Genomic DNA, 25,822 nt, shown 5'->3' on the forward strand with positions numbered 1-25,822 from the left:
TGAGCCGGGGGGCCCTGCCACTGTCCCTGCCTCCGAAAGCGCCGTGCCGGACCCTTCGCCCGGCACCGCGGCCGGCGGCGAATGGCTGCGGGTGCACCCGGCGTCCCCCTTCGTGCGCGGCTGGGTGGCCCTTGCCGCCATCGGCTTTTTCGTCGGCCGGGACTTTTTTGAGCGGGCGCTGCAGGGCAGGCCCATCCTCGAAGATGAATTCGCCGGCCGGGCACCGTTCCTGCTGGCCGGGGGCGCCGTGATGCTGCTCATCGCGGTGCTGGGCTTTATCCTCACCTGGTACTTCACCAAGTACCAGGTGTCTGGTGGCTACGTCCGGGTCAACACCGGCTTCATTTTCCGGCAGCAGCGCCAGGCGCGGCTGGACCGCGTCCAGGCCATCGACATCGTGCAGCCCTTGCTGGCCCGGATCTTTGGCCTGGCCGAGCTCAAGTTCGAGGTGGCCGACGCAGGGGAGTCCGCCGTCCGGCTGGCCTACCTGAAGATGGACGACGCCCGCCAGCTCCGGGCCACCATCCTGGCCAGGGCAGCCGGGGTGACCCTTGATCCTTCCCGCCCGGAAGAGCCGGCACCCGAGGCGCCGGAGTTTCCGGTACTGTCCGTGCCGCCGTCGCGCCTTGTCGGTTCCCTGCTGCTCAGCGAGCAGAGCGTCATTGTGGTGCTGGGCGCCGCGGCATCCGTCTTTTTGACTGCCGTCACGGGCAATGCAGCGTTCTACTTCTACCTGATTCCCGCTGCGCTCGGCCTGGCAGCCAGCTACTGGGGGCTGTTCAACAAGGGGTACAACTTCACGGCGGCCATCTCGCCCGATGGCATTCGGCTGCGCTACGGACTGCTGGACACCCAGGCCCAGACACTTCCGCCGGGCCGGATCCAAGCTTTGAAAGTTATCCAGCCGCCGCTCTGGCGGGCGCTTGGCTGGTACCGGATCCAGGTCAACGTGGCTGGCTACGGCATCATTGAAAGCGCCGGCGAGGGCTCGGGCCGGACCACCCTCCTGCCGGTGGGCAGGCTCGATGACGTGATGTCGATCCTCGCGCTGGTGCTTCCGGATCCCGGCACGGCGCAGCCCGCCGTGGTGTTCGGTGCCGGGCTCCACGGGCTGGATACCGACGGCGGTTTCGTCACCACTCCGCGCAGCGCCCGCCTCCTGGCACCGCTGGGATGGCGCCGGAACGGATTCACGGCCACGGACACCGCATTGCTGATCCGCTCAGGCCGCTGGTGGCGGGAGCTCGTGGTGGTGCCGCACCAGCGGACCCAGTCCATGGCATTGCACCAGGGCCCGCTGGCACGCCGGTTCAGGGTAGCCGACCTGCTGCTGCACACCACGGTTGGCCCGGTCACGCCGCGCCTTCGGCAGGCAGACGTGCAGCAGGCGATGGCGCTCTTCGACGAACAATCGGCTCGCGCCCGGTTGGCACGAAAGCGGCAGACCACTGAGCAATGGCTTCGGCAGGTAGCTCCGGGGGTTGAGCCTGCAACCCGGCCCGCCGAAACCAAGCCTGCCGAAACCAAGCCCGCCGATACCCCCGTCCCAACCCAGGAAGGCCCGCAGCATGGCTAAACCCGGACGCCTCGGCGTCGGAATTGTCGGCGCAGGAAAGGTGGGCGCGGTGCTGGGCGCCGCCCTGCGCGCGGCCGAACACGCCGTCGTCGGTGTCTCAGCGGTTTCCGAAGCAAGCCGTGAACGCGCAGAAACGTTGCTTCCCGGGGTCCCTGTCCTGGAAGTCCAAGACATCGTGGAGCGTGCCGAGCTGGTGCTGCTGGCGGTGCCGGACGACGCCCTGCCGGACCTCGTGGACGGCCTCGCGAAACTGGGTGCGTGGCAGCCCGGCCAACTGGTCGCCCACACGTCGGGCCGGTTCGGGGTGGGGGTCCTGCATCCGGTGCGGGCTGCGGGGGCCGTCCCGCTTGCCCTGCATCCGGCCATGACCTTCACCGGGATGAGCCTTGACCTGACCCGCCTTCTGGACTGCACCTTCGGCGTCACCGCGGATGCCGCCATGTTGCCCATCGCGCAGGCGCTGGTAGTGGAAATGGGCGCAGAGCCGGTGGCCATTGCCGAGGCGGACAGGACGCTGTACCACGCGGCCTTGGCGCACGGTTCCAACCATCTCGTCACCCTTGTGGCGCAGGCTTCGGAGCTGCTGGCTGAGGTGGGAGTGGAGGCGCCGGAGCGGATGCTGGGTCCGCTGTTGCGGGCAACCCTGGAGAACGCGCTGGCCTCCGGGGAGTCCGCCCTCACCGGCCCGGTAGCCCGCGGCGACACGGGAACTGTGAAGGCGCATGCCGAGGCGTTGCGGGAGTTCGACGGCGGCGGGCAGGGGGACGTGCTCGCGGCGTACCTGGCGATGGCGCGGGCCACAGCCCTGCGCGCCGAGGGGCGCGGGCTGCTGAAACCTGACCAGCTGCGGGAGTTGCGCAAGGCCTTGGAACCGGAGGAAGACTGAGAATGCCCATCAAACTAGTCACAACTGTTGCCGACCTGCACGCGGAGAGCGCCCGGCTCCTGGCGTCCCAGCGCGGGACGTCCCAGGGCCTGGTGCCCACCATGGGTGCGCTGCACCAGGGGCATGCCGCCTTGGCCCGGACCGCCGTCGAACAGAACGATGTTGTGGTGGCCACCATCTTCGTCAACCCGCTGCAGTTCGGCGACGCCACTGACTTGGACCGCTACCCGCGGACGCTCGACGCCGACCTCGCCCTGCTTGAAGAGCAGGGAGTCGACCTGGCCTTTGCCCCGTCGGTGGACGAGGTGTACCCGGGCGGCATGCCGCTGGTGCGGATCACCTCCGGAGTGCTTGGGGAGAAGTGGGAGGGTGCTTCACGGCCGGGCCACTTCGACGGCGCCCTCACGGTAGTGGCCAAGCTGCTGCACTATGGAATCCCGGGGGCAGGGCTGCCCGCTTCCGGCGTGGCGGAGGCAGGCCTGCCCGCCTACCGCGCCTACTTCGGGCAGAAGGACGCCCAGCAGTTGGCGCTGGTCCGGCGGATGGTGGCCGACCTGAACTTCCCGGTGGAAATCGTGGCAGTGCCCACCGTGCGTGCCGTCGACGGGCTGGCGCTGTCCAGCCGCAACCGCTTCCTGTCCGGGGAAGAGCGCGAGGCGGCACTGGTGCTGTTCCGCGCACTGCGGCTGCTGGAGGAGCGGGCGAAGGCCCGGGAGCCGCTGGATCTTGGGTCGGCGCAGGAGATGGTGGAGTCCCAGCCGCTGGTGGGTTTGGACTACTTCGATGTTGTTGACCTGGCCACCTTGGAACCGCTGGCCGAGAACTGCCGCGAGACACCGTTCCGGGGTGAAGCCCTGGCGATAATAGCTGCGAAGGTGGGACCGGTGCGGCTGATAGATAACCTCCCATTGAGTTCATAGCCGGGCGCCAAGGGCAGGTCGGCGGTCTTCACTAGGCCACCACCCCTGTTGGCGGGGCGGGCATTCCGGTATGCTCAAATTGTTGCCCCAGACCTTGGCATCGCCTTATTTCGGCGACCAGGAGGACCAACTATCTGCGCGGGCACCCCATACTCCAACACCGTATTTGCCTATGTGCATTGTGCTGCCCGGCCGTCCAACATCCGGCCCAGCCGCGTTCGTGCCTGCAGCGGGCACGGATGCACCGTGCATTTCTCCCTGTGGCTGACGTGCCACGTCCATTTCAGAAGCAGATTCCCATGATCAGCTCAACCAGGGACAGAATCCCTGTTGGAGACCTCGATGTCTACAAGTCATGAAATTGCTCTCCCCACCCCCACGCCCAGTCGCGGTCGGACGTCATCAGGGTTGCATCCCGTGACGCCCCACCTAAGCCCGATAGGAGTGCAGGCGCTCGAGATCATCAGCTCAATCCTTGATGATCCTTCTCCCGGGCTTGCCGACATCAAGCTGCGACTGCGCTCGTGCGTTGCCAATCATCCCGGCCACCCTGAGCAGGCGCTGCTTGCCCACCTGACGGAGAGATCCAGCCGCGCCAATTTAAAAAACAGCCCTCATTCTGTGTAAGTAAACTGGGCAGAGACGGTGAGTATCCTTAGGTCAGGACACGCCGTTCCGGTTCAGCCAGCAGCCGGCTCTGCGCCAGCGGACCGAATCAGGGATCAGGGGCTCACAATGGATGTTGCACCCGGGCTTGCCGCGGGTGAAGAAGACCTGTGTCGCCCCTATCTCGCCAAACTGCCCGTTACCGGCGCTGCTGTTTCCCTCTTCGGCGGTGCCACGGCTGAAACACTGGTGTGTGCGAGCGATGCCCTGGCTGCCCGCCTTGACGAACTTCAGTTCAGTCTGGGTGAAGGACCGCGCTGGCGGGCCGTCCGGACCCGGCTGCCCGTGCTCGTCCCGGATGCCCAGTCCGTGCTGCACCCTGACTGGCCCATGTTTGACAAGGCGATCAGCGGCACGGACGCAGCTGCGCTGTTTGTCTTCCCGCTGACGGTGGGGGCCGCGGACCTGGGTGTAGTGGAGCTCTACCATTCAGTACCGGGAACACTCAGCAGGACTGAGCAGGCAACAGCGGCTATGCTTGCCGGCCAGACCTCGTGGTGCCTCCTCCGAAAGATCCTTACCGTCAGCTCACCGGAGGCGGATGCAGCCGCGGATCCGGTCCTTATGTCGCGCCGTGAAATTCACCAGGCCACGGGTATGGTCCTTGCCCAATCCGGCGCCAGTGCGGCGGACGCGCTGCTGATGCTGCGGGCTTATGCCTTCGCCCACGACCTCACCCTGCGGGAGACGGCCGGCGCGGTCATTGAAGGCCGGTTGTCCTTCGAGTCGGGCCCCAGAAACGGCCCTCAGGCCAGCCCTCTGCAGTAAAATAGCGCCATGCCATCAACTACCCGCGCGGAGCGCGTCAGCGTGGCGTTCGTGAAACTCACGGACACCCTGGTTGCAGACTATGACGTTCTGGACCTGCTGCACACCTTGGTCGAAGAGTCCGTAGGGCTCCTCGATGTGGCGGCTGCGGGGCTGGTGCTGGCTGATCCCAATGGGGAACTGCAGGTTCTGGCGTCAACGAGTGAGGAAAGCCAGCTCGTGGAGGTCCTCCAATTGCGCGCCGGGGAAGGCCCCTGCGTTGAGTGCTATGTCACTGGTCTTGTGGTGGAGGTGGACGACGTTCGATCCCTTGCCCGCTGGCCTGAGTTCAAGGCCGCGGCGTTGTCCCAGGGCTTCCGTTCGGTGCATGCGGTGCCCATGCGCATCCACGGCCGGACCATCGGCGCGATGGGACTCTTCGGCTCCAGCCCGGGGTCACTGACAGAAGAGGATTCGGCAATCGGACAGGCGCTGGCCGACGTCGCCACCATCAGCCTCATTCATGAACGCACCATCCGGGAGGCGGCCGTCGTCAACGAGCAGCTGCAGCGGGCGTTGAACAGCCGGGTATTGATTGAACAGGCCAAGGGAGTCATCGCGCACACGTCCGGGGTGGACATGAACGAGGCGTTCAGGCTGCTACGGGACCATGCCCGTGCCCACAATGAAGGACTTCATGAGACAGCCGGCCGTATTGTGGACCGGAGCCTGACCCTTTAGCCGGACCCTATCGGACCTGCCAGTAAGCCGGGCCCGCCCCTAACCCAGCAACTCCCGGTTGCACACCAGTTGCTCCAGCAACGCCTGCTCGGGTTTGCCTGGATGCCGTGCGACGCAGCGGCGCAGCCGGGCCCGTGCCAGGTCATCGCCGGGTGTCTTTCCGCAGAGCACTTCGTCGATGATCTCCTGCGCCTGCCACCGAAGCGACTCGAGGGCGAGCTGACGAACTTCGGCAGGCGTATCGCCGGACATCCAGGGATCAGGGTCCGAGGGGACACTCTGAAACATCCGCTCTGCTGACATCGGGGCCTCCTTGCACCAGTCCGAAGCGGCCGGGGCCCCTACGGCGTCGTAAGCACTGCTCTGGAATAAACATTACAGGGGGAAAGACCGGTCTGTCTTCCCTAACGGCGAGTAAACTGGAGAGGCCATGTATCCAGAAGCGGAACTTCCACCGGCAGCGGTGGACAACGATTCTTCAGCCACGTTTCCCGCGGCGGCTCCTTCACCCATGGTTACCGAAGCTGCTGCGCCTGAAAGCGGGGCAGCCAAATCCGTGGCCAGGATCATGTCCGTGGCCTACGAACTTTTCTCCCGCCGCGGAGTGCGTGACGTGGGTGTCAACGAGCTGATCGAGCGGTCCGGGGTAGCCAAGGCAACTTTTTACCGGCATTTCCCATCCAAAGACTCCCTGGTCCTTGCCTTCCTTGAACAGCGGGACAAGCAGTGGACCGTGGACGCCATAGTCTCGGGGGCGCGTCGGAGGGGGGAAACTCCCACCGATCAGCTTCTGGCCATTTTCGACGTCTTCGGCGACTGGTTCCTCAGCGAGGATTTTGAAGCCTGTTCCTTCATCAACGTCCTGCTGGAGATGGGCCCGGCCCATCCGCTGGGCCAGGCGAGCATCGATTACCTCGCCAAGATCCGGGGGCATGTGCAGGTCCTGGCTGAAGAAGCAGGACTCCAACGTCCCGAGGAGTTTGCCCGGTCCTGGCACATCCTCATGAAGGGCTCCATTATCTCTGCTACCGAGGGCGACATGCAGGCGGCCAAGCGCGCACAGCAGATGGCCGGCTGGTTGATCGAGCACCACCGGAGCTAGCTCAACCATCAGGTATCGGGGCACTGGCATTTTCCCGTGCCAGTCCAGCCTCTCGTCGCCGCAGGATGGCCTAAGAATACTCAGCTTGCTTATTACTTTCCGCCTTCCTAGGCTGGAAACCGTCAGGCAAAGGACTCTCGAAGCGGCAACGCCGCGCGCGTATCGCCCAAGGCGGCGTCCGCCCCCAGCGAGGAGGAAAGAATGTCAGAACACAGCATCGCAGGCAAGAAGGTCGCATTCCTGTTGACGGACGGCGTCGAACAGGTTGAACTCACCAGCCCCTGGCAGGCAGTCAAGGACGCCGGCGGGCAACCCCTCCTGGTGGCCCCCAAGAGCGGAAAGCTGCAGGGTTACAAAGGGACCGAAAAAGGTGACACATTCGACGTCGACCTAACAGTCGCCGAGGCGAACGCCTCCGACTTTGACGCCCTGGTCCTTCCCGGTGGCGTAGTTAACGCGGACCACCTCCGCGTGGACAAGGACGCCCAAAGCTTCACCCGAAGCTTCTTCGAACAGCACAAGCCCGTTGCTTCCATCTGCCACGGACCTTGGCTGCTCATTGAAGCCGGAGTGGTGCGCGGGCGGAACCTCACGTCCTACCACACCCTCCAGACGGATCTAAAAAACGCAGGCGCCAACTGGACGGACGAGGAAGTGGTGGTGGACCAGGGCCTGGTCACCAGCCGCAACCCGGATGACCTCCCGGCCTTCAACGGCAAACTGGTGGAGGAAATCTCGGAGGGCCAGCACGCCGGCCAGACCGCCTGATCTCCGGGACGGGTGGCGGCCCGGAGGCCTGATCGGTCCGCCGGCGGCCCTTTTTGAATTCCCGCTGTTCCCTCAGGGTTAAAGAAAAATTCCGAGAGGAGGAATTACTCCAAGCGGTAGAGTGTTGGAGTCTGCAGCGACACTGATCGCGCACCACTTCCACAACTCCCTGAGGGAACACGCATGTCTACCGAAGTTTCTCCGAACGCCAGCGGCCAGTCCGTTAAAGCTGCAGGAACCAAGCCCGCCGCACCGGAGAAGATGTCCCGCGAATCGGTGACCATCATCAGCACGCTGTTGGTGGCAACGTTTGTGGTGATCCTCAACGAGACCATCATGAACGTCGCCCTGCAGCGGCTCATGGTGGAACTGCAGGTGGACGCGCCCACCGTGCAGTGGCTCTCCACCGGCTTTATGCTCACCATGGCCGTGGTTATCCCCACCACCGGATTCATCCTGCAGAGCCTGTCCACCAGGGCTGTGTTCATGCTGGCCATGGGCCTATTCGCCGGCGGTACCGCCCTCGCGGCAGTAGCTCCCGGCTTTGAGCTGCTCCTGCTGGCCCGTATCGTCCAGGCTGGCGGGACGGCCATCATGCTGCCGCTGCTGATGACCACCATCCTGACCCTGGTTCCGCTGGCCAAGCGCGGCGCCGTAATGGGCAACGTCAGCATCGCAATCTCGGTGGCCCCGGCCATGGGCCCCACGGTTTCCGGACTGATCCTTGAACACTTCACCTGGCGCTTTATGTTTGTGTTCGTCCTCCCAGTGGCCCTGGCCGCCCTTGCCATTGGTGCCAAGTACCTGACCAACATCGGTGAGGTGGAGAAGACGAAGCTGGACGCACTTTCCGTCGTCCTCACCGTCCCGGCATTCGGCGGACTGGTCTATGGCCTGAGCCAGATCGGCGGCGGCCACGGCGGCCAGGCCGGCCCGGGCGCTGTCGCCATCACCGCGCTGGCCATTGGTCTCGCCGGCCTCACGGCATTTGTCCTTCGCCAGCTTCGCCTGCAGAAGGCCGAAGCCCCGCTGCTGGACCTGCGCGCATTCAACTTCCGTATGTTCACCGTTTCGGTCCTGCTGATGGTGGTGGCAATGATGGCGCTGTTCGGCGGCGTCATCCTGCTGCCCCTGTACCTGCAGGAGATCCGCGGCCTGGGCTCCCTGGAGACCGGCCTGGCGCTTCTTCCCGGCGGCCTGGCAATGGGCCTGCTGGGGCCGGTCATCGGCCGGCTGTTCGACAGGATAGGGCCGCTGCCGCTCACCATCACCGGCTCCATCCTCATGGTGCTGGCCCTCTGGCAGTTCTCAATGCTCGACGCCGGCACGTCAGTGGCGTGGATCGTCACCCTTCACGTGGGGCTGAGTTTCGGTTTGGCGTTGCTCTTCACTCCGGCATTCACCACCGGACTGAACCCGCTTCCGCCGCACCTCTACTCGCACGGGTCCGCGATCATGAGCACCACGCAGCAGGTGGCCGGCGCCGCGGGCACTGCCCTGCTGGTGTCCATCTTCGCCGTTGTATCGGCGACGTCGGGCCTTGTTGCCGGGATGAGCGCCGCCTTCCTGACGGCGACTGTCATAGCCTTCGCCGCCGTCGTTCTTTCAGCGATGATGCGCAAGACCGAAGGTGCCGGCCCGGGGCACGCTCCCGGCCACTAATGCACCGCTGTTGGCCCAACTGGCTCGCAGTTAATGTCGCGAAAAGCGCTTTTCGCGACGTTAACTGCGAGTTACTTTGCGTAGTTTTGGGCTAGCCGGCGTAGAAGTCGGCAAGTTCCTTGATCAGCCGGTCCGGGGCTTTGATGACACCGTCGTGGCCGTGGCCGGGCAGGATGGTGTAGCTGGAGCCTGAGAGGACGTCGTGGATCTGGCCGCAGGCCACCCCGAAGTAGGCCGGGCTCTTCTCGCCCACCACGATCAGCGTCTCCAGCGGCAGTTCCAGGAACGGCTCTGCCGGCATGTCCGCGGCGATGATCGCCTTGATTTCCCGGACGCCGGTCCTCATCATCTCGCGCTGTTGTTTACCCTCAGATGTCCCGGCGGTCAGCTTGTTGGCCAGCGTCAGCATGGAGAGCGGCATGCGGGAGGAGAAGGCGCCGCCGGCTTCAAGGCCGCGCTGCAGGACAGCAAGGGCGCGGTCGTCATCCCCGGCAGCGGCGGCGCGCTCGTACTCGGCGGTCCAGTCGGCCTTGACGCTGTGGTTCACGGAGACGGCGGGGTCATAGACAGCGAGCCGTTCCACCGGGAGTGTGCGGGCGGCGTGAAGGGCAACGGCGCCGCCGAAGCTGTGGCCGAACACGTCCGTGCTGGACGTGTGCTTCATGACCGTCGCCAGGTCGCGGATGTCCACATCAAGGGTGTAGTCCTCGGGCTGGGGCGATGAGGAACCCCGGCCCCGGCGGTTGAAGGTGTGGACCGGACGGCCCAGCGCTGCACTGAGCTTCTGCGCGAACCTCGTGTAGTCCGCAGCGGTCACCATTGAGGGCGGGACAATAACAACGCCCGAACCGGCGGAAGCAAGCTCCCCACCCGTGGAGAAGAGCTCCAGAGTGCCGCCGTCGGGGGTCCTGATGTTCTCACGCGTCATGTTCCGAGCCTAGCCGAGCAACCTGAACACAGGCACCATGGACACCGTCACCCGCCTGAGGTGCACAAGGGCTGTCAGCCGAGGCTTTTGATGAGCGCGGCGCTTTGTTCGCGAATGGCGGCCAGCTCCCGGCCAAGCCCGCAGAGGATAAGACCGGCATCAGCCGCCTGCAGCGGCGAGCCGGATGTCGCCATTCCGTCAGCGCGAAGGTTAATCAGGGATTCGACCAGGCGGAAGGCGAGATCACCGGAATCGCCTCCTGGAGCGACTGCCGGGTCACCGGGGGACAACGCCGCTCCCAGCTCCCGGTACAGGTTGCGCAGCTCCTGCCGGTCCGTGAGGAAACGTGCGAAGCGCGCGCTGCGGGCCTCGGGCAGGTGGTAGAGGACTCCGAGGTTCCAGCGGGCGCTGCACAGTTGCGTTCCGTCGTAGAGCGCGACGGCGTGGAGCCGGCTTCCGGCCGGCCCTTCAGTTGGCAGCTCCGCCACCGCACGCGCAAACTTCAGCCCGCCCAGCACGGTGCCCTCCAGCAGGTCTTCGAGGATGTCGTCCTTGGTCTTGAAGTGGTGATAGAGGGACGACTGCCTGATCCCCACGGCATCGGCAATGGAGCGGGTGGACGTGTTGGCGAACCCCTGGGTGGTGAAAAGCTCGGCCGCCGCGTCCAGGATTTCGTCACGGGCGGTGGCCCCGGGCCTGGAGGGCTGTTGGCTGCGGGGTCTCCCCGGTCCGGCTGAAGTCACCGCATCATTCTTGCACCCGCATCCGCGCCTTTCGGCGCTCCGGCTGGAGGTGAGGGGACGGAAATACAGCGGAAACAAGATGTCTATGTGCCTTTTACAGAGGCGAAACTCGTTGGGGACATCGCGCTGGAAAACTATCAAGTGACCGGTATTCCGCAGCCATCGGCCGAGTGCTGCACTACCGGAAGGCTCCACCCCAACGCCGTTCCAGCCCCCGGAGAATCCGATGACCTCAACCGTTCTTCCCACCGTCCATGCGGACGATGCGGACCTGACGTCCCTTGGCTACGAGCCCACGCTTCACCGGAAACTCGGCCGCTACGCTTCCTTCGCCGCCGGTTTTTCCTTCGTGTCCATCCTGACCACCATCTTCCAGCTGTTCGCCTTTGGCTACTCGTTCGCCGGGCCGGCCTTCTTCTGGACCTGGCCGGTGGTGCTGGTGGGCCAGCTTCTTGTGGCCCTGAACTTCGCGGAACTCGCCGCCCGCTACCCGCTGTCGGGAGCCGTGTACCAGTGGGCACGCCGTGTGGGTGGCGAGGGCGTGGGCTGGTTCGCCGGCTGGTTCATGGCCATCGCCCAAGTAGTTACTGCGGCCGCCGCTGCGATCGCCCTGCAGGTGGTGCTACCCCAGCTTTGGGACGGGTTCCAGATAGTGGGCGGTGATCCGGCGCTGAATACCGTGACCGGCGCTGCCAACGCTGTCATCCTGGGAGCAGTGCTCCTCGTGGCCACCACCATTATCAACTCCCTCGGCGTCAAGCTCATGGCCCACGTCAACTCCGTCGGCGTCACCTGCGAAATCGTCGGCGTCGTGGCGGTCATCCTTGCACTCATCAGCGCCGCGCAGCGCGGGCCCGACGTTGTTGCGGACACCACCGTGCTCCAGGGCTCGGACCTCGGGGCGGTAGGAGCCTTCCTGGTATCCGGACTGATGGCCGCCTACGTCATGGTGGGCTTCAACTCCGCCGGCGAGCTTTCCGAGGAGACCAAGGACCCCCGCCGTACCGCGCCGCGCACCATCCTTTCGGCCCTGCTCATCTCCGGAATCGGCGGAGCACTGATGATCATCACCGCCCTGATGGCCGCACCAAGCCTTGACGACGGCCGGCTCGCCACTGAAGGCCTGCCCTACGTCCTCACCGCAGTCCTGGGCACCTTCTGGGGCAAGGTCCTTCTGGTGGACGTGGCCATCGCCATCTTTGTGTGCACCCTTGCCATCCAGACAGCCGGCTCGCGGTTGGTGTTCTCCATGGCACGCGACGGGAAACTCCCGGCCTCGGCGCTGCTGTCCTCTGTCCATCCCACCCGCGGGACACCCATGTGGCCCTCGATCGTCATCGGCGCCCTGGCAGTCGGCGTGCTGGCCATCAACGTAGGCAATGCCGCCCTGTTCACCACCCTCTGCAGCGTCTGCATCGTTATGGTCTACATCGCCTACCTCCTGGTCACCGTGCCGCAGCTGCTCAACCGGCTCCGGGGCGACTGGAACCGGGTAGGGCAGACCCTGCCGGCAGGACTCTTCTCGCTGGGACGCTGGGGCCTGCCCGTCAACATCCTCGCCGTCCTCTACGGAGCGCTGATGGTGGTCAACCTCGCCTGGCCCCGGCCCGAGGTGTACGACCCGACTGGTGAAAACGGCATCCTCCTCTACTCAGCACCGCTCATGGTGACGGTGGCCCTGCTCCTTGGACTCTGGGTCCGGCGCAGGAACCTGGCCGCCAACGCCTAAGCCACCCAAAACTTCACCAGCTTTCCGACTAACGCAACCACGCGGACCAATAGGACTGACATGACACAAGTAACCGAAAGCCCAGCAGCCGGTACGGCCACCACCGCCGGCGCCCGTGCCCACGCCAGGGATCAGCACGGCAGGACAACTGACACCATGCGCTTCGTTCCGGGTGATTCCGCCCCGGCACGGCTGACGGCGGGCCTTCCTGAAGGCGCCATCGCCGAGCTTTCCTGGGCGGAATCCCTGGCCTTCGGCCGCTACACCACCATGACCCTGGCCCGCGGCACCAGGATCAGGCTCACGGATACCCAGGGGGATGCCTGCGTGCATGCCCTGCTCTACCGCGCCGGAGCCCTGCACGAACGGCTCAACATCGCTGACACCGTCAAGGTCCCTTGGCAGGCCTACCCTGGTGCAGGCCACCCGCTCCTTTCCGACGCCGGCCGGCTGATTGCCACGATCGTCGCTGACAGCTCGACCCGGCACGACGCCCTGACCGGGGCCACCACACTTGAAGGCAACACGGCAAGGTACGGTGCAGGAACCGCCCACAGCGCATCTCCGGCCGCCCGGGAACTGCTCACGCTTGGCGCCCTTAAGAGTGGCCTGGGTCCCCGCGACGTGGCACCGTCGCTGTCCCTGTTCAAGGGAGCCAGCGTTGACCCTTCCGGCAGTATCACCTTCACCGGAAGTGCCGGCACGGGCGCGGCCGTCGAACTTCTGCTCCAGCTGGATGCGGTCCTGGTTCTTGCCAATACAGCGCACCCGCTGGACCCGCGCACAGACTTCACCGGAACCGCCGTCGACATCGTTGCCTGGCACGCGCCGCAAGACCTCGCAGCGCTGCGAGAGGGCACCCTCACCGGGCCCCTGGCTCCGGAACACCTGCAGGCACTGCACAACACCGAACACGACCTGATCGCAAGGAACGCCCGATGAACACCGCCACTTACACCGATCCCATCGCGGACGCCCGCAACCTTGCCCTCACACCGGGCGAAGTGGTCCTTGACGAGTTCGTCGAAGCCCGCGGCCCCTGGTCCGCAGTGATCCCTGCCGGAGACGTGCTGACCATCGTGGACCTGGAAGGCAACCAGGCCGTGGACTGCCTGCTGTACGCCGCGGCTGACACCACCGTCCGTTACTCCGCCGCCGTCACCATCGCCCGGCAGCAGTCCATCGTCCTGACCACCGGTTCGGTCCTGCGGGCGGAAACGGGAGTTCCCCTGATGACCGTCGTGGCAGACGAGGTGGGCGTCCACGACACCATCGGCGGGGCCTGCTCCCAGGAATCAAACACCCTCCGCTACGGGCAGCACACCCGCGAACAGCACGCCTGCGTGGAGAACTTCCTGATCGAGGGCTCACGCTGGGGACTCGGGAAGCGGGACCTGGTGTCCAACATCAACTGGTTCATGAATGTTCCGGTGGACCCGGACGGCGCCCTGGGCATTGTCGACGGACTCTCCGCACCCGGAAAGCGCGTGGCACTGCGCGCAGAAGTGGACACCCTGGTGCTGGTGTCCAACTGTCCCCAGATCAACAACCCGTGCAACGGCTTCAACCCCACCCCTGTCCGCATGATCGTCACCCGGTCGGAGGCAGCCCTGTGAGCACTTTCGACACCCTCCTGATTGCCAACCGCGGCGAAATCGCCTGCCGCATCATCGAATCCGCCCGCAAGCTGGGACTCCGGACGGTGGCCGTGTTCTCCGAAGCGGACCGCGGTGCCAAGCACGTCCGGCTGGCGGACGAAGCAGTGCTCCTCGGGCCCGCACCGGCGAAGGAATCCTACCTCCGCGTGGATGCGCTGCTGGAAGCGGCCAGGTCCACCGGTGCCGGAGCCATCCACCCCGGCTACGGCTTCCTGTCCGAGGACGCCGCCTTCGCAGAGGCAGTCGAGGCCGCGGGCCTGGTCTTTGTGGGACCCACCGCCGAACAGCTCCGCATTTTCGGCACCAAACACACCGCCAGGGATGCTGCGCGGGCGGCAGGAGTGCCGATGATCGCCGGGTCCGGGCTGCTGGCGGACGTGGACGGCGCCGTCGCGGCAGCCGCCGCAATTGGCTTCCCGCTGATGCTCAAAGCTACCGGCGGTGGCGGCGGAATCGGCATGACGGTCTGCCGCACGGAGGCCGAACTTGTGGAAAGCTTCCCGCGCGTAGCCCGCCTGGCGGCCGCCAGCTTCGGCACCGCCGGAGTGTTCGCTGAGCGGTACGTCGAAAACGCCCGGCACGTCGAGGTCCAGGTTTTCGGCGACGGCGAAGGCCGGGTGGTCAGCCTCGGTGATCGGGACTGCTCCCTCCAGCGCCGCCATCAGAAGGTCCTTGAGGAAGCGCCCGCACCGGACCTCCCGGACGAGCTGCGCGAGGAACTTCACCGCAGCTCCCGTGCCCTCTGCGCGTCCCTCAACTACCGCTCCGCCGGAACCGTGGAATTCGTCTACGATTCCGTCCGCCGCGAAGCCTCCTTCCTCGAAGTCAACGCCCGGCTCCAGGTAGAGCACCCTGTCACCGAGGCCGTCACCGGCGTGGACCTGGTGGAATGGATGCTCCGCCTGGCCCAGGGCGGCACCGAGGCCGCAACGGTCCTCGCGGAAGTACCGGACAGCCTGCCGGTTTCGGGCCACGCCGTGGAAGCACGCGTCTACGCCGAGGACCCCGCCCGCGGCTTCCAGCCCAGCGCCGGCACCGTCACCAACGCCGTCTATCCCGCGTTCGGGGACGTCCGCGTGGACGCCTGGGCCGAGACCGGCACCGAGGTTTCCACCAACTACGATCCGCTCCTGGGCAAAATCATCACCGCCGGGGCAGACCGCTCCGAAGCCCTTGACCGGCTCGCCACCGCGCTCGCCGGCACCCGCATCGACGGGATCGAGACCAACCTCGGCCTGCTCCGCGCCGCAACGGGACTGGACGTGGTCCGTGCCGTACAACACTCCACGAGCACTTTGGATAACGTGGGGGACCCGGAGCCACGCATTACCGTGGGCCGCCCCGGCCTGCAGACAACCGTGCAGGACTGGCCGGGCCGGACAGGGCTGTGGCAGATCGGCGTACCGCCCAGCGGGCCCATGGACGACCTGTCCTTCCGGCTCGGCAACACCGCCCTCGGGAACGCGGAGGGTGCTCCCGGCCTGGAATTCACCATGACCGGCCCCAGCCTGACCTTTACGCACCGCACCACTGTCTGCGTCACCGGCACTGAGGTAACAGTGACAGTTGACGGGACGGAGGTGACCACCTGGGCACCTGTCACGGTCCCTGCGGGTGGAACGCTCGACGTCGGGACCGCCGGCGGCAACGGGCTTCGCGGCTACATCCTGTTCCAGGGCGGCCTGGACATCCCGCAGTACCTGGGCAGCGCCTCCACCTTCACCCTCGGGCAGTTCGGCGGCCATGCCGGGCGCGTCCTTCGCGCAGGCGACGTGCTCCGCGCAGTTGCCCCGGCCGTCTCCGGAGCCGCAAATAGTGAAGAAGCGCCGGTGGCAGCCGTACCGCTGGACAGCAGGCCTGCACTGACTTCAGCCTGGGAACTGACCGTCGCGGAAGGGCCGCACGGCGCACCGGAGTTCTTCCAGCGTGAGGACATCGAAGAGCTCTACGCCTCCGAGTACGAGGTCCACTTCAACTCCGCCCGCACCGGTGTCCGGCTTATCGGCCCCAAACCGCGCTGGGCCCGGACCGACGGCGGCGAAGCCGGCCTGCACCCGTCCAACATCCACGACACCGCATATTCGGTGGGAGCCCTGGACTTCACCGGGGACACACCCATCCTGCTCGGTCCCGACGGGCCCAGCCTGGGCGGGTTCGTCTGCCCGGTCACGGTAGTCACCGCGGACCGCTGGAAGCTCGGCCAGCTTCGGCCCGGCGACAAAGTCCGGTTCGTACCCATTCCGGTGCGCCAGGCGCCGTCGGCCAAGGATCTGGGACCTGGCCGGCAGTTGGTGCTGCCGGGCGGCGCAGGCTGGTCCCCGGACATCTCCCGGCTCACGGCAGCAGGCGCCCACGCATCGGCACCTGCCAGCCGCACGGCGCGGGGGGATGGCGACGACGGCGTGCTGGGCCGCGTGCCGGAAAGTTCCGGCAGGCCCGCGGTCACCTACCGCCGGTCCGGGGACGACAACCTGCTGGTCGAGTATGGGGAGATGGTCCTGGACCTTGGGCTCCGGGCCAGGGTCCACGCGCTGCACCAGCACCTTGAGCAGCTCCGCGTGCCGGGAATAGTGGACCTCACCCCCGGGATCCGCTCCCTGCAGATCAAGGTGGATCCGTCCGTCCTGTCCACCAAGCGCCTGCTGGACCTCGTCCAGGAAGTTGAGACCGCGCTGCCTGCGAGCTCGGAGCTGGTGGTTCCCAGCCGCTCCGTCCGGCTGCCGCTCTCCTGGGACGATCCCGCCACCCGTGAAGCGATCGAACGCTACATGGCAGGTGTCCGCGACGACGCCCCCTGGTGCCCGTGGAACATCGAATTCATCCGGCGGATCAACGGCCTGGACTCCGTCAACGAGGTGTTTGACACCGTCTTCAATGCCGAATACCTGGTCCTGGGGCTGGGCGACGTCTACCTTGGCGCCCCGGTGGCAACCCCACTGGATCCACGCCACCGCCTGGTTACCACCAAATACAACCCGGCCCGCACCTGGACACCGGAGAACGCGGTGGGCATCGGCGGAGCGTACATGTGCATCTACGGCATGGAAGGGCCCGGCGGCTACCAGTTCGTGGGCCGCACCACGCAGGTCTGGTCGCGGTACGCGGACTCCGCCCCGTTTGAGCCGGGCTCGCCGTGGCTGCTCCGCTTCTTCGACCGCATCTCCTGGTACCCGGTCAGCCCCGAGGAACTCCTGGACCTGCGGGCGGACATGGCCGCAGGCAGGGGCCGCGGCGTGGACATTGAGGACGGCACATTCTCGCTGGCTGACCATGAGGTGTTTTTGGAGGAAAACCGGGAGTCCATCACGGCGTTCCGGGAGAAGCAGGGCGCGGCGTTCGCGGTGGAACGGCAGGCCTGGGCCGACGCCGGGGAGTTTGACCGCGCGGACGCGCTTGCCGCCGTCGTGTCATCGGATGCAGACGAAGTAGTCGTTCCCGAGGGAGGATCCCTTGTCTCCGCACCGTTTGCTGCCAGCGTCTGGAAAGTTGACGTGGCGGTAGGGGACCGGGTGGTGCGGGGGCAGCCGTTGGTGTCTTTGGAGGCCATGAAGATGGAAACCGTGCTCGAAGCGCCGTGTGACGGCGTGGTCCTGCAGGTCCTGCCGACTGCGGGCTCGCAGGTGGTTGCGGGTGAGGCGGTGGTGATCCTTGGCGGGCTGGGTGCCGAAACCGAGCCTGTAACTCCGGGCGCAGCCCCGGGAGCGCAGACGCTGGAAGCACCAGAACTGGAAGCGGCAGCAGTATGAGCAACGGAACCATCGGCGCTGCCACCAGGCGGGTCCAGGCCGCCCTCACCGCATTGGACGCAGTGGATCGCCCCGAGATCTGGATCGCCCTCCGTAGTGCGGACGAACTGCTGGCCGAAGCTGCCGCCATTGACACGGCCGCTGCCGGTGGGGCGGACCTGCCGCTCGCCGGGCTCCTGCTCGCCGTCAAGAACAACGTTGACGTAGCAGGGATCCCGACGACGGCGGCGTGCCCCGGCTTCGCTTACCAGCCGGACAAGGATGCGGAAGCAGTGGCCCGCCTCCGTGCCGCCGGTGCCCTCGTCCTGGGGGCCACCAACCTCGACCAGTTTGCGACAGGCCTTGTAGGTACGCGAAGCCCGCATGGTGCAGTCCGCGACTCCCGCCGTCCGGACTTTATCTCCGGCGGCTCAAGCTCCGGCTCTGCCGTCGCCGTGGCTTTGGGGCTGGCGGATATCGCCATCGGAACGGACACTGCAGGATCAGGCCGCGTGCCCGCGGGGCTGCAGGGAATCGTGGGCATCAAACCGACGCTGCATGTCGTCTCCACGGCCGGGGTGGTGCCGGCCTGCCGGTCCTGGGACGCCGTCACCATCTTCGCCCGCCAGCTGTCCACCGCCGAGCTCGCCATGGGCGTCATGGCGGGAGGAGCCCGGGCCTGGCCGGCGGACATCCGGCTGGCCGCGCCGGAAAAACCGCGGATAGCGTATCCGGCAACCCTGCCGGGACTGCCGGAGGCCTGGGCGGCGGAATTCCACCGGAACATCAACCGGCTGCGGGATGCGGGAGTGGACACGGAAGCCATCGAATTTGATGTCTTCCTTGAGGCCGCCCGGCTGCTGTACGACGGTGCGCTGGTGGCGGAGCGCTATGCCGCCGTCGGCGGTTTCCTTGAAACAGCCGGCGCCGATGCGGACGCTCAGGCGGGCATCGATCCCACGGTGGAACGCATCATCCGGGCTGCGGGCACGGTGCCCGCCCACCGCTACGTCAACGACACCGCGAAGCTGGAAGAACTGAAGCGAAAGGCGATGGCACGGCTGGACGGGTTCGACGCCCTGCTGATCCCCACCGCGCCCTTCCATCCCACCCTCGCCGAGGTAGCCGCTGATCCTGTGGGCGTGAACTCGTTGATGGGCACGTACACGAACTTCTGCAACCTGTTCGACCTGTGCGCGGTGGCTGTGCCTGCCGGTGAAGTGGACGGTGCCCAGTTCGGCGTGACCGTGGTGGGCAGGACCTTCGAAGATGCTGTTGCCGCCCACATCGCACGCCTGCTGGAGGCAACCCCGGACGTTCCCGCACTCTTCGCCCAGGGGGCGGCGCCGGCAGCCGCGCAGCCTGCCGGCCGTGCGCCGTCGTCATTCCCCTGGCCAGTAGCCGCCGGGGCCGCCGCTGTACCGATGGTAGTGGTGGGCGCGCACCGCAAGGGGCAGCCGCTGGCACCGCAGCTGGAGGAACTTGGTGCGGCGTGGGACGGCCCGGTGCGTACGGCCGCCCGCTACCGCATGGTGTCCCTCGACACTGTGCCGCCGAAGCCGGGGGTGTACCGCTCGGACGACGGCGGCGCGGAACTGGTGGGGGAGCGGTGGCTGTTGTCCGAAGCGGGGATGGGCTCCTTTCTGGCTTCCCTCCGGGAGCCCATGCTGCTCGGGTCAGTGGAGCTTTCGGACGGTTCCAAGGCCGTCGGGTTTGCCTGCGACGCTGTCGCGGCGGCATCCGGGGAAGACATCACCCGCTATGGCGATTGGCTGGCAGACCGGACCGGGCCGGCAGGCGGAGAGGAGCAGCAGGAGGCGCGGAGTGTGTGGCAGAACCTGGGCGGCGCGGCGCTGGCCGGTTTCCGCCGTGGCGCCTAGCTCTTGAAGTATTCGGAGATGTCGGAGACCAGTTCGTTCACGGCGGCGGGAATGGAACCGTGGAAACCCTTGGGGGAGAGCTCATAGGTGCTGCCGGGGACGGCCGCATGCAGCCGCTCAGCCGTTGCCTTGTAGTAGCTGGGGCTCTTGCCGCCGGCCATGAAATGGGTGTTGGCAGGCAACACACTGAAATCCCTGGCGTGGTCCGCCTCCTTGTAGGCGGCCCGCAGCTCGCCAACGCCACTGGGCATCACCTCACGGAACATCCTGTTGACCTTCGTCCGGGACAACAGGGCCATCAGCCCGGCGAGCACGGGCTCCGGGATCTTCGCCATCGCCGACCCGGGGCTCGTGGCCTTCTTCATATGGGCAAGGGCGCGGCCAACCTTGCCGCTGTCCACGGCGTCTTCGAATCCGGACAACCAGGAGGTGTCGATGCTGCCATCAATATTGACGGCAGCGTCGTACACTGCCAGCTTGTCCGGAACGTAGGAGGTTCCGGTGAACTCCTGCACGGCGTTCAGTGCCACCGACCCGCCCAGGCTGTGGCCCAGGATATTCCGGGCACCGGTGGCATCCAGGACGGTACGGACGTCGGCGATCTCCGTGGCCATGGAATAGCCGTGCGGCTGCTCGGAGGAGCTGCCCCGTCCACGGCGGTCGTAGACGTCCACGGCCCACCCCTCACCCAGGCCCTTGGCCAGCGCAACCGAAAACGGCCGGTAGATCAGCGCAGTCAGGAACGCGCCGCCGATCAGGAGCACCCGCCGTTCTCCCGGCGCATCCCCGGTGCCGTAACTGTACAAGGCGAGGCGGCCGCCGTCGTGCGTTGGAATGACCTGTTCTTTCACCACCCCATCCTAGGCGGGAGCCCACTGCCGCCAGCGAAGCCGGGCCAGCCCAACTCCCGGTAAACTTGATGATTGTGACTTCCCAAAACACCCCCTCGCCCAAGAACTCCCCAGAGCCGCTCGATGCCAGCGAGCAGATGCGGATCCGCATGGAGAAGCGCGCCAAACTGATCGAGCGCGGCGCCGAGGCGTACCCGGTGGGTGTGGAGCGGACGCATTCGCTCTCCGAGATCCGTGAAAAGTACGCCCACCTCGAGGCAGACGACACCACCGGCGACGTCGTCGGCGTCACCGGCCGCGTGGTGTTCGTGCGCAACACCGGAAAGCTGTGCTTCGCAACCCTCCAGGAGGGCGGTACCGACGGCAAGGGCACGCGCCTGCAGGCAATGCTCAGCCTTGCCAACGTAGGCGAGGAAGCGCTCGCCGACTGGAAGGCGCTGGTTGACCTCGGCGACCACGTGTTCATCAAGGGCGAGGTCATCTCCTCCCGCCGCGGCGAGCTCTCTGTTATGGCCGAGTCCTGGTCCATGGCCTCCAAGGCGCTCCGCCCGCTGCCCGTACTCCACGCGGAGCTCAACGAGGAAACGCGCGTCCGCCAGCGCTACGTGGACCTGATGGTCCGCGACGAAGCCCGTGAAATGGTGTACACCCGCGCGGCCATCACGCGCTCAATCCGCGAAACACTCTTCCGCCACAACTATGTTGAAGTCGAAACCCCCATCCTGAACCTGGTCCACGGCGGCGCCCTGGCGCGGCCGTTCGAGACCCACATGAACGCCTTCGACCAGAAGATGACCCTGCGCATCGCCACCGAGCTGTACCTCAAGCGTGCCGTGGTGGGCGGCATCGACCGCGTCTACGACATGGGCCGCGTGTTCCGCAACGAGGGCGTGGACTCCACCCACAGCCCGGAATTCACCACCCTTGAGTGCTACGAGGCGTGGGCGGACCAGTTCGTTATGGCGCAGCGCATCAAGGAGATCATCCTCGACGCCGCCGATGCCGTGGGTGCCGGCCGTGTCCTTCACACCGAAGCAGGGGAAATCAACCTCGACGGCGACTGGGCATGGGTTTCCGTCTACCCGGGCCTGTCCGACGCCGTTGGCCAGGAAGTCACGCCGGAGACTTCCCTGGAGGTACTGAGGGAAATTGCCGAAAAGCACGACGTCAAGGTTGACCCCAAGTGGGACGCCGAGAAGCTGGCCGTGGAGCTTTTCGGCGAAATCGTGGAGCCCACACTGCTGAACCCCACGTTCGTGTACGACTACCCGCCCTCTGCCCAGCCGTTGGCCCGCCCGCACCGGGAGGACGGCCGGCTGATCGAGGCCTGGGACCTGATTATTGGTGGCATGGAGCGCGGCACCGCCTTCTCCGAGCTCATCGACCCGGTCATCCAGCGGGAGCGGCTCACCGAGCAGTCACGGCATGCAGCCGCCGGCGACGATGAGGCAATGCAGCTGGACGAAGACTTCCTGCGCGCCCTCGAATACGGTGCGCCGCCGATGGGTGGCATCGGCCTCGGCATCGACCGCTTGGTGATGCTGTTCACCGGGGCCGGCATCCGCGAAACAATCCTCTTCCCGCTGCTGAAGCCTGAAGGACACTGATCGTGGAATACGTAGCTGTACTCCTGCCTTCGCTGGTGGTCGGCCTGCTTTTCTGGTTTGCCATGAAGTCAATCTTTAATGCGGACAAATCCGAACGGCAGGCAGAGGCACAGGCCCAGGCAGAAGCCGAAGCACGATCGGCGGCGCCGGTGGACCGGCCGGATCCGGAAACGAATAGATAAACCCCTGAGCTTTCCCCCTTTTATCCCCCGGAACCATTTGCCGCTTTGACGCGTTGCCATAAAGAGAGTCATACTTTTAGGGAAACATCCTGCTTTTCTGAAAATCGAACCCTTTCCAAGAGGAAGACTTTAAATGGCACAGAAAGTAAACATCATCCTCGTTGATGATTTGGATGGGGGATCCGCAGACGAGAATGTTAAGTTCGGCCTTGACGGGGTCAACTACGAGATTGATCTATCGGCGGCCAATGCCGCTGAACTCCGTTCCTCATTGGAACGGTTTATTGGCGCCGCCCGTAAGGCTTCCGGCGGCAGCGGCGGGCGGGCTGCCCGGACCAAAGCCTCCGGTGGAGGCCGCAGTCACGATTCGGCGCAGATTCGCCAATGGGCGCGGGAAAACGGCTATACCGTTAACAGCCGCGGCCGAATTCAGGCCGAAATCCAGGAAGCCTACCAAAAGGCCAATTCCTAGTTACGGCCTCGGCCCGCAAAAAGCCCTGCATCCCGGTTCGGGAGGCAGGGCTTTTGCCGTTTCCAAACCTGAAATGCGAGGCTCAACAGAAATTGCTCCCGCAGGGCCAGGATGCGCGGGCCGGTGGCGGGGTGGGTGGCAGAGGACGCCACAGTAAGCCAGCGACTGCCACGGATCCGGTCCCTGGGAGGGCTCTTTAACTGCTCACTGAAGGTGCCGGCAGGGCTGCAAAGCGGCCTCTGCCGATATTCCCGGTCCCGGCGCGGTTTCCCCCGTGGCGAACACGCTCCACAAGTCTGGGTCAGCCACGTAGCATCAAAGTACGTCGTAGCTAGGAGTGTGGCGAAATGTTTGAGCGATTTACGGACCGTGCCCGTCGCGTAGTTGTGCTTGCCCAAGAAGAGGCACGCATGCTGAACCACAATTACATCGGTACCGAACACATCCTCTTGGGTCTGATCCATGAGGGTGAGGGCGTTGCCGCCAAAGCTCTTGAGTCCTTGAGCATTTCGCTCGACGGCGTTCGCGAGCAGGTGCAGGAGATCATCGGACAGGGCCAGCAGGCGCCGTCCGGGCATATCCCCTTCACCCCCCGTGCCAAGAAGGTGCTGGAGCTCTCGCTGCGCGAAGCCCTCCAGCTGGGCCACAACTACATCGGCACGGAGCACATCCTGCTGGGCCTCATCCGCGAGGGTGAGGGCGTTGCCGCCCAGGTGCTGGTCAAGCTCGGCGCCGACCTCAACCGGGTCCGCCAGCAGGTCATCCAGCTCCTTTCGGGCTACCAGGGCAAGGAAACCACCGGCGCCGGCGTCGGCTCGGGCCAGCCTGAAGGTGCCCCGGCCGGCTCTGTTGTCCTGGACCAGTTCGGCCGCAACCTGACCCAGGCTGCCCGCGAGAACAAGCTGGACCCGGTCATCGGACGCGAGCAGGAGATGGAGCGCGTCATGCAGGTCCTCTCCCGCCGCACCAAGAACAACCCTGTGTTGATCGGTGAGCCGGGCGTCGGTAAGACGGCCGTCGTCGAAGGCCTGGCCCAGGCGATTGTCCGCGGTGACGTCCCGGAGACCATTCGGGACAAGCAGCTCTACACCCTGGACCTCGGTTCCCTGGTGGCAGGCTCCCGTTACCGCGGTGACTTCGAAGAGCGCCTGAAGAAGGTCCTCAAGGAAATCCGCACCCGCGGCGACATCATCCTCTTCATCGACGAGATCCATACCCTCGTGGGTGCCGGTGCCGCCGAAGGTGCCATCGATGCTGCGTCCATCCTGAAGCCCATGCTGGCCCGCGGTGAACTGCAGACCATCGGTGCCACCACGCTGGACGAGTACCGCAAGCACATCGAGAAGGATGCCGCCCTCGAGCGCCGCTTCCAGCCGATCCAGGTCAAGGAACCCTCCGTGGCGCATGCCATCGAGATCCTCAAGGGCCTGCGTGACCGCTACGAGGCGCACCACCGCGTCACCATTACCGACGGCGCCCTGGCGTCCGCCGCCAGCCTCGCCGAGCGCTACATCTCGGACCGCTTCCTCCCGGACAAGGCGATCGACCTGATCGATGAGGCCGGCGCACGGCTGCGCATCCGCCGCATGACCGCTCCGCCGGAGCTCAAGGCCATGGACGAGCGCATCGCCAAGCTGAAGATGGAAAAGGAGTCCGCGATTGACGCGCAGGACTTCGAAGGTGCAGCTTCGCTCCGTGACAAGGAGCAGAAGATGATCACCGAGCGCGCGGAGAAGGAACGCCACTGGAAGTCCGGCGGCATGGATGACATCTCCGAGGTGGATGAGGATCTCATCGCCGAGGTGCTGGCCAACTCCACCGGTATTCCCGTGTTCAAGCTGACCGAGGAAGAGTCCTCGCGGCTGCTGAAGATGGAAGACGAACTGCACAAGCGCGTTGTGGGCCAGAACGAAGCCATCAAGGCTCTGTCCCAGGCAATCCGCCGTACCCGTGCAGGGCTCAAGGACCCCAAGCGCCCGGGTGGCTCGTTCATCTTCGCCGGCCCCACCGGCGTCGGCAAGACCGAGCTCGCCAAGGCACTCGCGGAGTTCCTGTTCGGTGAAGAGGACGCCCTCATCACCCTGGACATGTCCGAGTACTCCGAGAAGCACACCGTCTCGCGGCTCTTCGGTGCCCCTCCGGGCTACGTGGGCTACGAGGAGGGCGGCCAGCTGACCGAGAAGGTCCGGCGTCGTCCGTTCTCCGTGGTGCTGTTCGACGAAGTGGAAAAGGCCCACGCGGACCTCTTCAACTCCCTCCTGCAGATCCTGGAAGACGGCCGCCTGACCGACTCCCAGGGCCGCGTGGTGGACTTCAAGAACACCGTGATCATCATGACCACCAACCTCGGTACCCGGGATATCTCCAAGAGTGTTGCCACCGGCTTCCAGTCCGGCACTGACACGCAAACCGGCTACAACCGCATGCGTGCCCGTGTCACTGAGGAGCTCAAGCAGCACTTCCGTCCCGAGTTCCTGAACCGTGTGGATGACGTTGTGGTGTTCCCGCAGCTCACCCAGGACGAGATCATCGAGATCGTGGACCTCTTCGTCACCCGGCTGGAGAAGCGCCTCAAGGACAAGGACATGGGCATCGAGCTCACGCCCGCCGCCAAGGTGCTCCTCGCAACCCGCGGTTACGACCCCGCCATGGGTGCCCGGCCGCTGCGCCGCACCATCCAGCGCGAGATCGAGGACCAGCTCTCCGAGAAGATCCTGTTCGGCGAGATTCACGCCGGCGACATCGTGGTAGTGGACGTGGAAGGCGACGGCGACGACGCCAAGTTCACGTTCGCCGGCAACGCCAAGCCGCGTATCCCGGAAATCGCCCCGAGCGTCTAAAGCACCACCGGAAGGCCCCGCCAGCTCCCAGAGCTGGCGGGGCCTTTCGCCTTTAACCCACACCGCCCAAAGGTTGAGTCCGGGTGCGTCACTGGGACTCGGTGCCTTTCCATGGTTGAGTCCGGTGCCGGCCATCAGA

Annotated in this window: 21 protein-coding genes; 17 read left to right on the forward strand and 4 right to left on the reverse strand. The window is 65.8% G+C overall.

Annotation, left to right across the window (positions count from 1 at the left end; all coding sequences use genetic code 11):
* The first annotated feature begins 43 nt into the window (after nucleotides 1-43).
* From AC5RUQ_RS03380 to AC5RUQ_RS03400, 5 genes are all read left to right on the forward strand, one after another.
* On the forward strand, nucleotides 44-1,576 hold the full coding sequence (locus AC5RUQ_RS03380) for a PH domain-containing protein (RefSeq protein WP_493945985.1): 1,533 nt from the start codon (nucleotides 44-46) through the stop codon (nucleotides 1,574-1,576).
* The gene (locus AC5RUQ_RS03385; protein ID WP_493945986.1) at nucleotides 1,569-2,462 is read left to right on the forward strand and encodes a Rossmann-like and DUF2520 domain-containing protein; all 894 of its coding nucleotides are present in this window, start codon (nucleotides 1,569-1,571) and stop codon (nucleotides 2,460-2,462) included. Before AC5RUQ_RS03380 ends, AC5RUQ_RS03385 begins: the two co-directional genes overlap by 8 nt.
* A 2-nt stretch (nucleotides 2,463-2,464) precedes the next feature.
* Nucleotides 2,465-3,382 (forward strand): pantoate--beta-alanine ligase, encoded by a 918-nt coding sequence (gene panC, locus AC5RUQ_RS03390; RefSeq protein WP_493945987.1) that lies wholly within the window; start codon nucleotides 2,465-2,467, stop codon nucleotides 3,380-3,382.
* Nucleotides 3,383-4,117: 735 nt separating this feature from the next.
* Entirely contained in the window at nucleotides 4,118-4,816 is a 699-nt protein-coding gene (locus AC5RUQ_RS03395; RefSeq protein ID WP_493945988.1) for a GAF and ANTAR domain-containing protein, read from the forward strand.
* A gap of 9 nt (nucleotides 4,817-4,825) precedes the next feature.
* Entirely contained in the window at nucleotides 4,826-5,536 is a 711-nt protein-coding gene (locus tag AC5RUQ_RS03400; RefSeq protein WP_493945989.1) for an ANTAR domain-containing protein, read from the forward strand.
* A 39-nt stretch (nucleotides 5,537-5,575) separates the two neighbouring features.
* Here the strand turns inward: AC5RUQ_RS03400 and AC5RUQ_RS03405 are convergent, their stop codons facing one another.
* Nucleotides 5,576-5,839: a hypothetical protein gene (locus tag AC5RUQ_RS03405; RefSeq protein ID WP_493945990.1), complete on the reverse strand. Its 264-nt coding sequence runs from the start codon at nucleotides 5,837-5,839 to the stop codon at nucleotides 5,576-5,578.
* Between the two features lie 208 nt (nucleotides 5,840-6,047).
* Here AC5RUQ_RS03405 and AC5RUQ_RS03410 point away from each other — a divergent pair, with 208 nt between their 5' ends.
* The 3 genes from AC5RUQ_RS03410 (at nucleotide 6,048) to AC5RUQ_RS03420 (ending at nucleotide 9,068) form a co-directional block, all read left to right on the forward strand.
* Entirely contained in the window at nucleotides 6,048-6,638 is a 591-nt protein-coding gene (locus AC5RUQ_RS03410; RefSeq protein ID WP_493946391.1) for a TetR/AcrR family transcriptional regulator, read from the forward strand.
* A 201-nt stretch (nucleotides 6,639-6,839) separates the two neighbouring features.
* Nucleotides 6,840-7,406: a type 1 glutamine amidotransferase domain-containing protein gene (locus AC5RUQ_RS03415; protein WP_493945991.1), complete on the forward strand. Its 567-nt coding sequence runs from the start codon at nucleotides 6,840-6,842 to the stop codon at nucleotides 7,404-7,406.
* A gap of 183 nt (nucleotides 7,407-7,589) precedes the next feature.
* Nucleotides 7,590-9,068 carry a DHA2 family efflux MFS transporter permease subunit gene (locus AC5RUQ_RS03420; protein WP_493945992.1) on the forward strand — a complete coding sequence of 493 codons (1,479 nt, stop codon included), beginning with the start codon at nucleotides 7,590-7,592 and terminating at the stop codon, nucleotides 9,066-9,068.
* 91 nt (nucleotides 9,069-9,159) lie between these two features.
* Here AC5RUQ_RS03420 and AC5RUQ_RS03425 read toward each other — a convergent pair whose 3' ends face one another.
* Both AC5RUQ_RS03425 and AC5RUQ_RS03430 read right to left on the reverse strand, forming a co-directional pair.
* Nucleotides 9,160-9,996 carry an alpha/beta fold hydrolase gene (locus tag AC5RUQ_RS03425; RefSeq protein WP_493945993.1) on the reverse strand — a complete coding sequence of 279 codons (837 nt, stop codon included), beginning with the start codon at nucleotides 9,994-9,996 and terminating at the stop codon, nucleotides 9,160-9,162.
* A gap of 74 nt (nucleotides 9,997-10,070) precedes the next feature.
* On the reverse strand, nucleotides 10,071-10,739 hold the full coding sequence (locus AC5RUQ_RS03430) for a TetR/AcrR family transcriptional regulator (protein WP_493945994.1): 669 nt from the start codon (nucleotides 10,737-10,739) through the stop codon (nucleotides 10,071-10,073).
* A 226-nt stretch (nucleotides 10,740-10,965) separates the two neighbouring features.
* Here AC5RUQ_RS03430 and AC5RUQ_RS03435 point away from each other — a divergent pair, with 226 nt between their 5' ends.
* The 5 genes from AC5RUQ_RS03435 to atzF are packed head-to-tail and all read left to right on the forward strand — an operon-like array spanning nucleotide 10,966 to nucleotide 19,731.
* Nucleotides 10,966-12,468, forward strand: coding sequence for an amino acid permease (locus AC5RUQ_RS03435; RefSeq protein WP_493945995.1), 1,503 nt, complete (start codon nucleotides 10,966-10,968; stop codon nucleotides 12,466-12,468).
* A gap of 60 nt (nucleotides 12,469-12,528) precedes the next feature.
* The gene (locus tag AC5RUQ_RS03440; RefSeq protein WP_493945996.1) at nucleotides 12,529-13,410 is read left to right on the forward strand and encodes an urea amidolyase associated protein UAAP1; all 882 of its coding nucleotides are present in this window, start codon (nucleotides 12,529-12,531) and stop codon (nucleotides 13,408-13,410) included.
* Nucleotides 13,407-14,084 (forward strand): urea amidolyase associated protein UAAP2, encoded by a 678-nt coding sequence (locus AC5RUQ_RS03445; protein ID WP_493945997.1) that lies wholly within the window; start codon nucleotides 13,407-13,409, stop codon nucleotides 14,082-14,084. The genes AC5RUQ_RS03440 and AC5RUQ_RS03445 overlap by 4 nt, the downstream gene beginning before the upstream one ends.
* On the forward strand, nucleotides 14,081-17,872 hold the full coding sequence (gene uca / locus AC5RUQ_RS03450; protein ID WP_493945998.1) for an urea carboxylase: 3,792 nt from the start codon (nucleotides 14,081-14,083) through the stop codon (nucleotides 17,870-17,872). The genes AC5RUQ_RS03445 and uca overlap by 4 nt, the downstream gene beginning before the upstream one ends.
* Nucleotides 17,869-19,731 carry an allophanate hydrolase gene (gene atzF, locus AC5RUQ_RS03455; protein WP_493945999.1) on the forward strand — a complete coding sequence of 621 codons (1,863 nt, stop codon included), beginning with the start codon at nucleotides 17,869-17,871 and terminating at the stop codon, nucleotides 19,729-19,731. The genes uca and atzF overlap by 4 nt, the downstream gene beginning before the upstream one ends.
* Here atzF and AC5RUQ_RS03460 read toward each other — a convergent pair.
* Nucleotides 19,728-20,582 (reverse strand): alpha/beta fold hydrolase, encoded by an 855-nt coding sequence (locus AC5RUQ_RS03460; RefSeq protein WP_493946000.1) that lies wholly within the window; start codon nucleotides 20,580-20,582, stop codon nucleotides 19,728-19,730. The genes atzF and AC5RUQ_RS03460 overlap by 4 nt on opposite strands.
* A 68-nt stretch (nucleotides 20,583-20,650) precedes the next feature.
* On the opposite strand from AC5RUQ_RS03460, the gene lysS reads away from it, so the two are divergent.
* The 4 genes from lysS (at nucleotide 20,651) to AC5RUQ_RS03480 (ending at nucleotide 25,683) form a co-directional block, all read left to right on the forward strand.
* Nucleotides 20,651-22,189 carry a lysine--tRNA ligase gene (lysS, locus tag AC5RUQ_RS03465; RefSeq protein WP_493946001.1) on the forward strand — a complete coding sequence of 513 codons (1,539 nt, stop codon included), beginning with the start codon at nucleotides 20,651-20,653 and terminating at the stop codon, nucleotides 22,187-22,189.
* Nucleotides 22,190-22,191: 2 nt separating this feature from the next.
* The gene (locus AC5RUQ_RS03470) at nucleotides 22,192-22,371 is read left to right on the forward strand and encodes a hypothetical protein (protein WP_493946002.1); all 180 of its coding nucleotides are present in this window, start codon (nucleotides 22,192-22,194) and stop codon (nucleotides 22,369-22,371) included.
* Between the two features lie 133 nt (nucleotides 22,372-22,504).
* On the forward strand, nucleotides 22,505-22,843 hold the full coding sequence (locus AC5RUQ_RS03475) for a histone-like nucleoid-structuring protein Lsr2 (protein WP_493946003.1): 339 nt from the start codon (nucleotides 22,505-22,507) through the stop codon (nucleotides 22,841-22,843).
* A gap of 347 nt (nucleotides 22,844-23,190) precedes the next feature.
* The gene (locus AC5RUQ_RS03480; protein WP_163161328.1) at nucleotides 23,191-25,683 is read left to right on the forward strand and encodes an ATP-dependent Clp protease ATP-binding subunit; all 2,493 of its coding nucleotides are present in this window, start codon (nucleotides 23,191-23,193) and stop codon (nucleotides 25,681-25,683) included.
* The last annotated feature ends 139 nt before the right edge of the window (nucleotides 25,684-25,822 follow it).

It is taken from the genome of Arthrobacter sp. MDT2-3 (genome assembly GCF_059090465.1).

Coding starts and splice junctions, on each gene's coding strand:
- AC5RUQ_RS03385 (WP_493945986.1), top strand. CDS start 1,569: ATGGCTAAACCCGGACGCCTCGGCGTCGGAATTGTCGGCGCAGGAAAG.
- panC (WP_493945987.1), top strand. CDS start 2,465: ATGCCCATCAAACTAGTCACAACTGTTGCCGACCTGCACGCGGAGAGC.
- AC5RUQ_RS03395 (WP_493945988.1), top strand. CDS start 4,118: ATGGATGTTGCACCCGGGCTTGCCGCGGGTGAAGAAGACCTGTGTCGC.
- AC5RUQ_RS03400 (WP_493945989.1), top strand. CDS start 4,826: ATGCCATCAACTACCCGCGCGGAGCGCGTCAGCGTGGCGTTCGTGAAA.
- AC5RUQ_RS03405 (WP_493945990.1), bottom strand. CDS start 5,839: ATGTCAGCAGAGCGGATGTTTCAGAGTGTCCCCTCGGACCCTGATCCC.
- AC5RUQ_RS03410 (WP_493946391.1), top strand. CDS start 6,048: ATGGTTACCGAAGCTGCTGCGCCTGAAAGCGGGGCAGCCAAATCCGTG.
- AC5RUQ_RS03415 (WP_493945991.1), top strand. CDS start 6,840: ATGTCAGAACACAGCATCGCAGGCAAGAAGGTCGCATTCCTGTTGACG.
- AC5RUQ_RS03420 (WP_493945992.1), top strand. CDS start 7,590: ATGTCTACCGAAGTTTCTCCGAACGCCAGCGGCCAGTCCGTTAAAGCT.
- AC5RUQ_RS03425 (WP_493945993.1), bottom strand. CDS start 9,996: ATGACGCGTGAGAACATCAGGACCCCCGACGGCGGCACTCTGGAGCTC.
- AC5RUQ_RS03435 (WP_493945995.1), top strand. CDS start 10,966: ATGACCTCAACCGTTCTTCCCACCGTCCATGCGGACGATGCGGACCTG.
- AC5RUQ_RS03440 (WP_493945996.1), top strand. CDS start 12,529: ATGACACAAGTAACCGAAAGCCCAGCAGCCGGTACGGCCACCACCGCC.
- AC5RUQ_RS03445 (WP_493945997.1), top strand. CDS start 13,407: ATGAACACCGCCACTTACACCGATCCCATCGCGGACGCCCGCAACCTT.
- atzF (WP_493945999.1), top strand. CDS start 17,869: ATGAGCAACGGAACCATCGGCGCTGCCACCAGGCGGGTCCAGGCCGCC.
- lysS (WP_493946001.1), top strand. CDS start 20,651: ATGATTGTGACTTCCCAAAACACCCCCTCGCCCAAGAACTCCCCAGAG.
- AC5RUQ_RS03475 (WP_493946003.1), top strand. CDS start 22,505: ATGGCACAGAAAGTAAACATCATCCTCGTTGATGATTTGGATGGGGGA.
- AC5RUQ_RS03480 (WP_163161328.1), top strand. CDS start 23,191: ATGTTTGAGCGATTTACGGACCGTGCCCGTCGCGTAGTTGTGCTTGCC.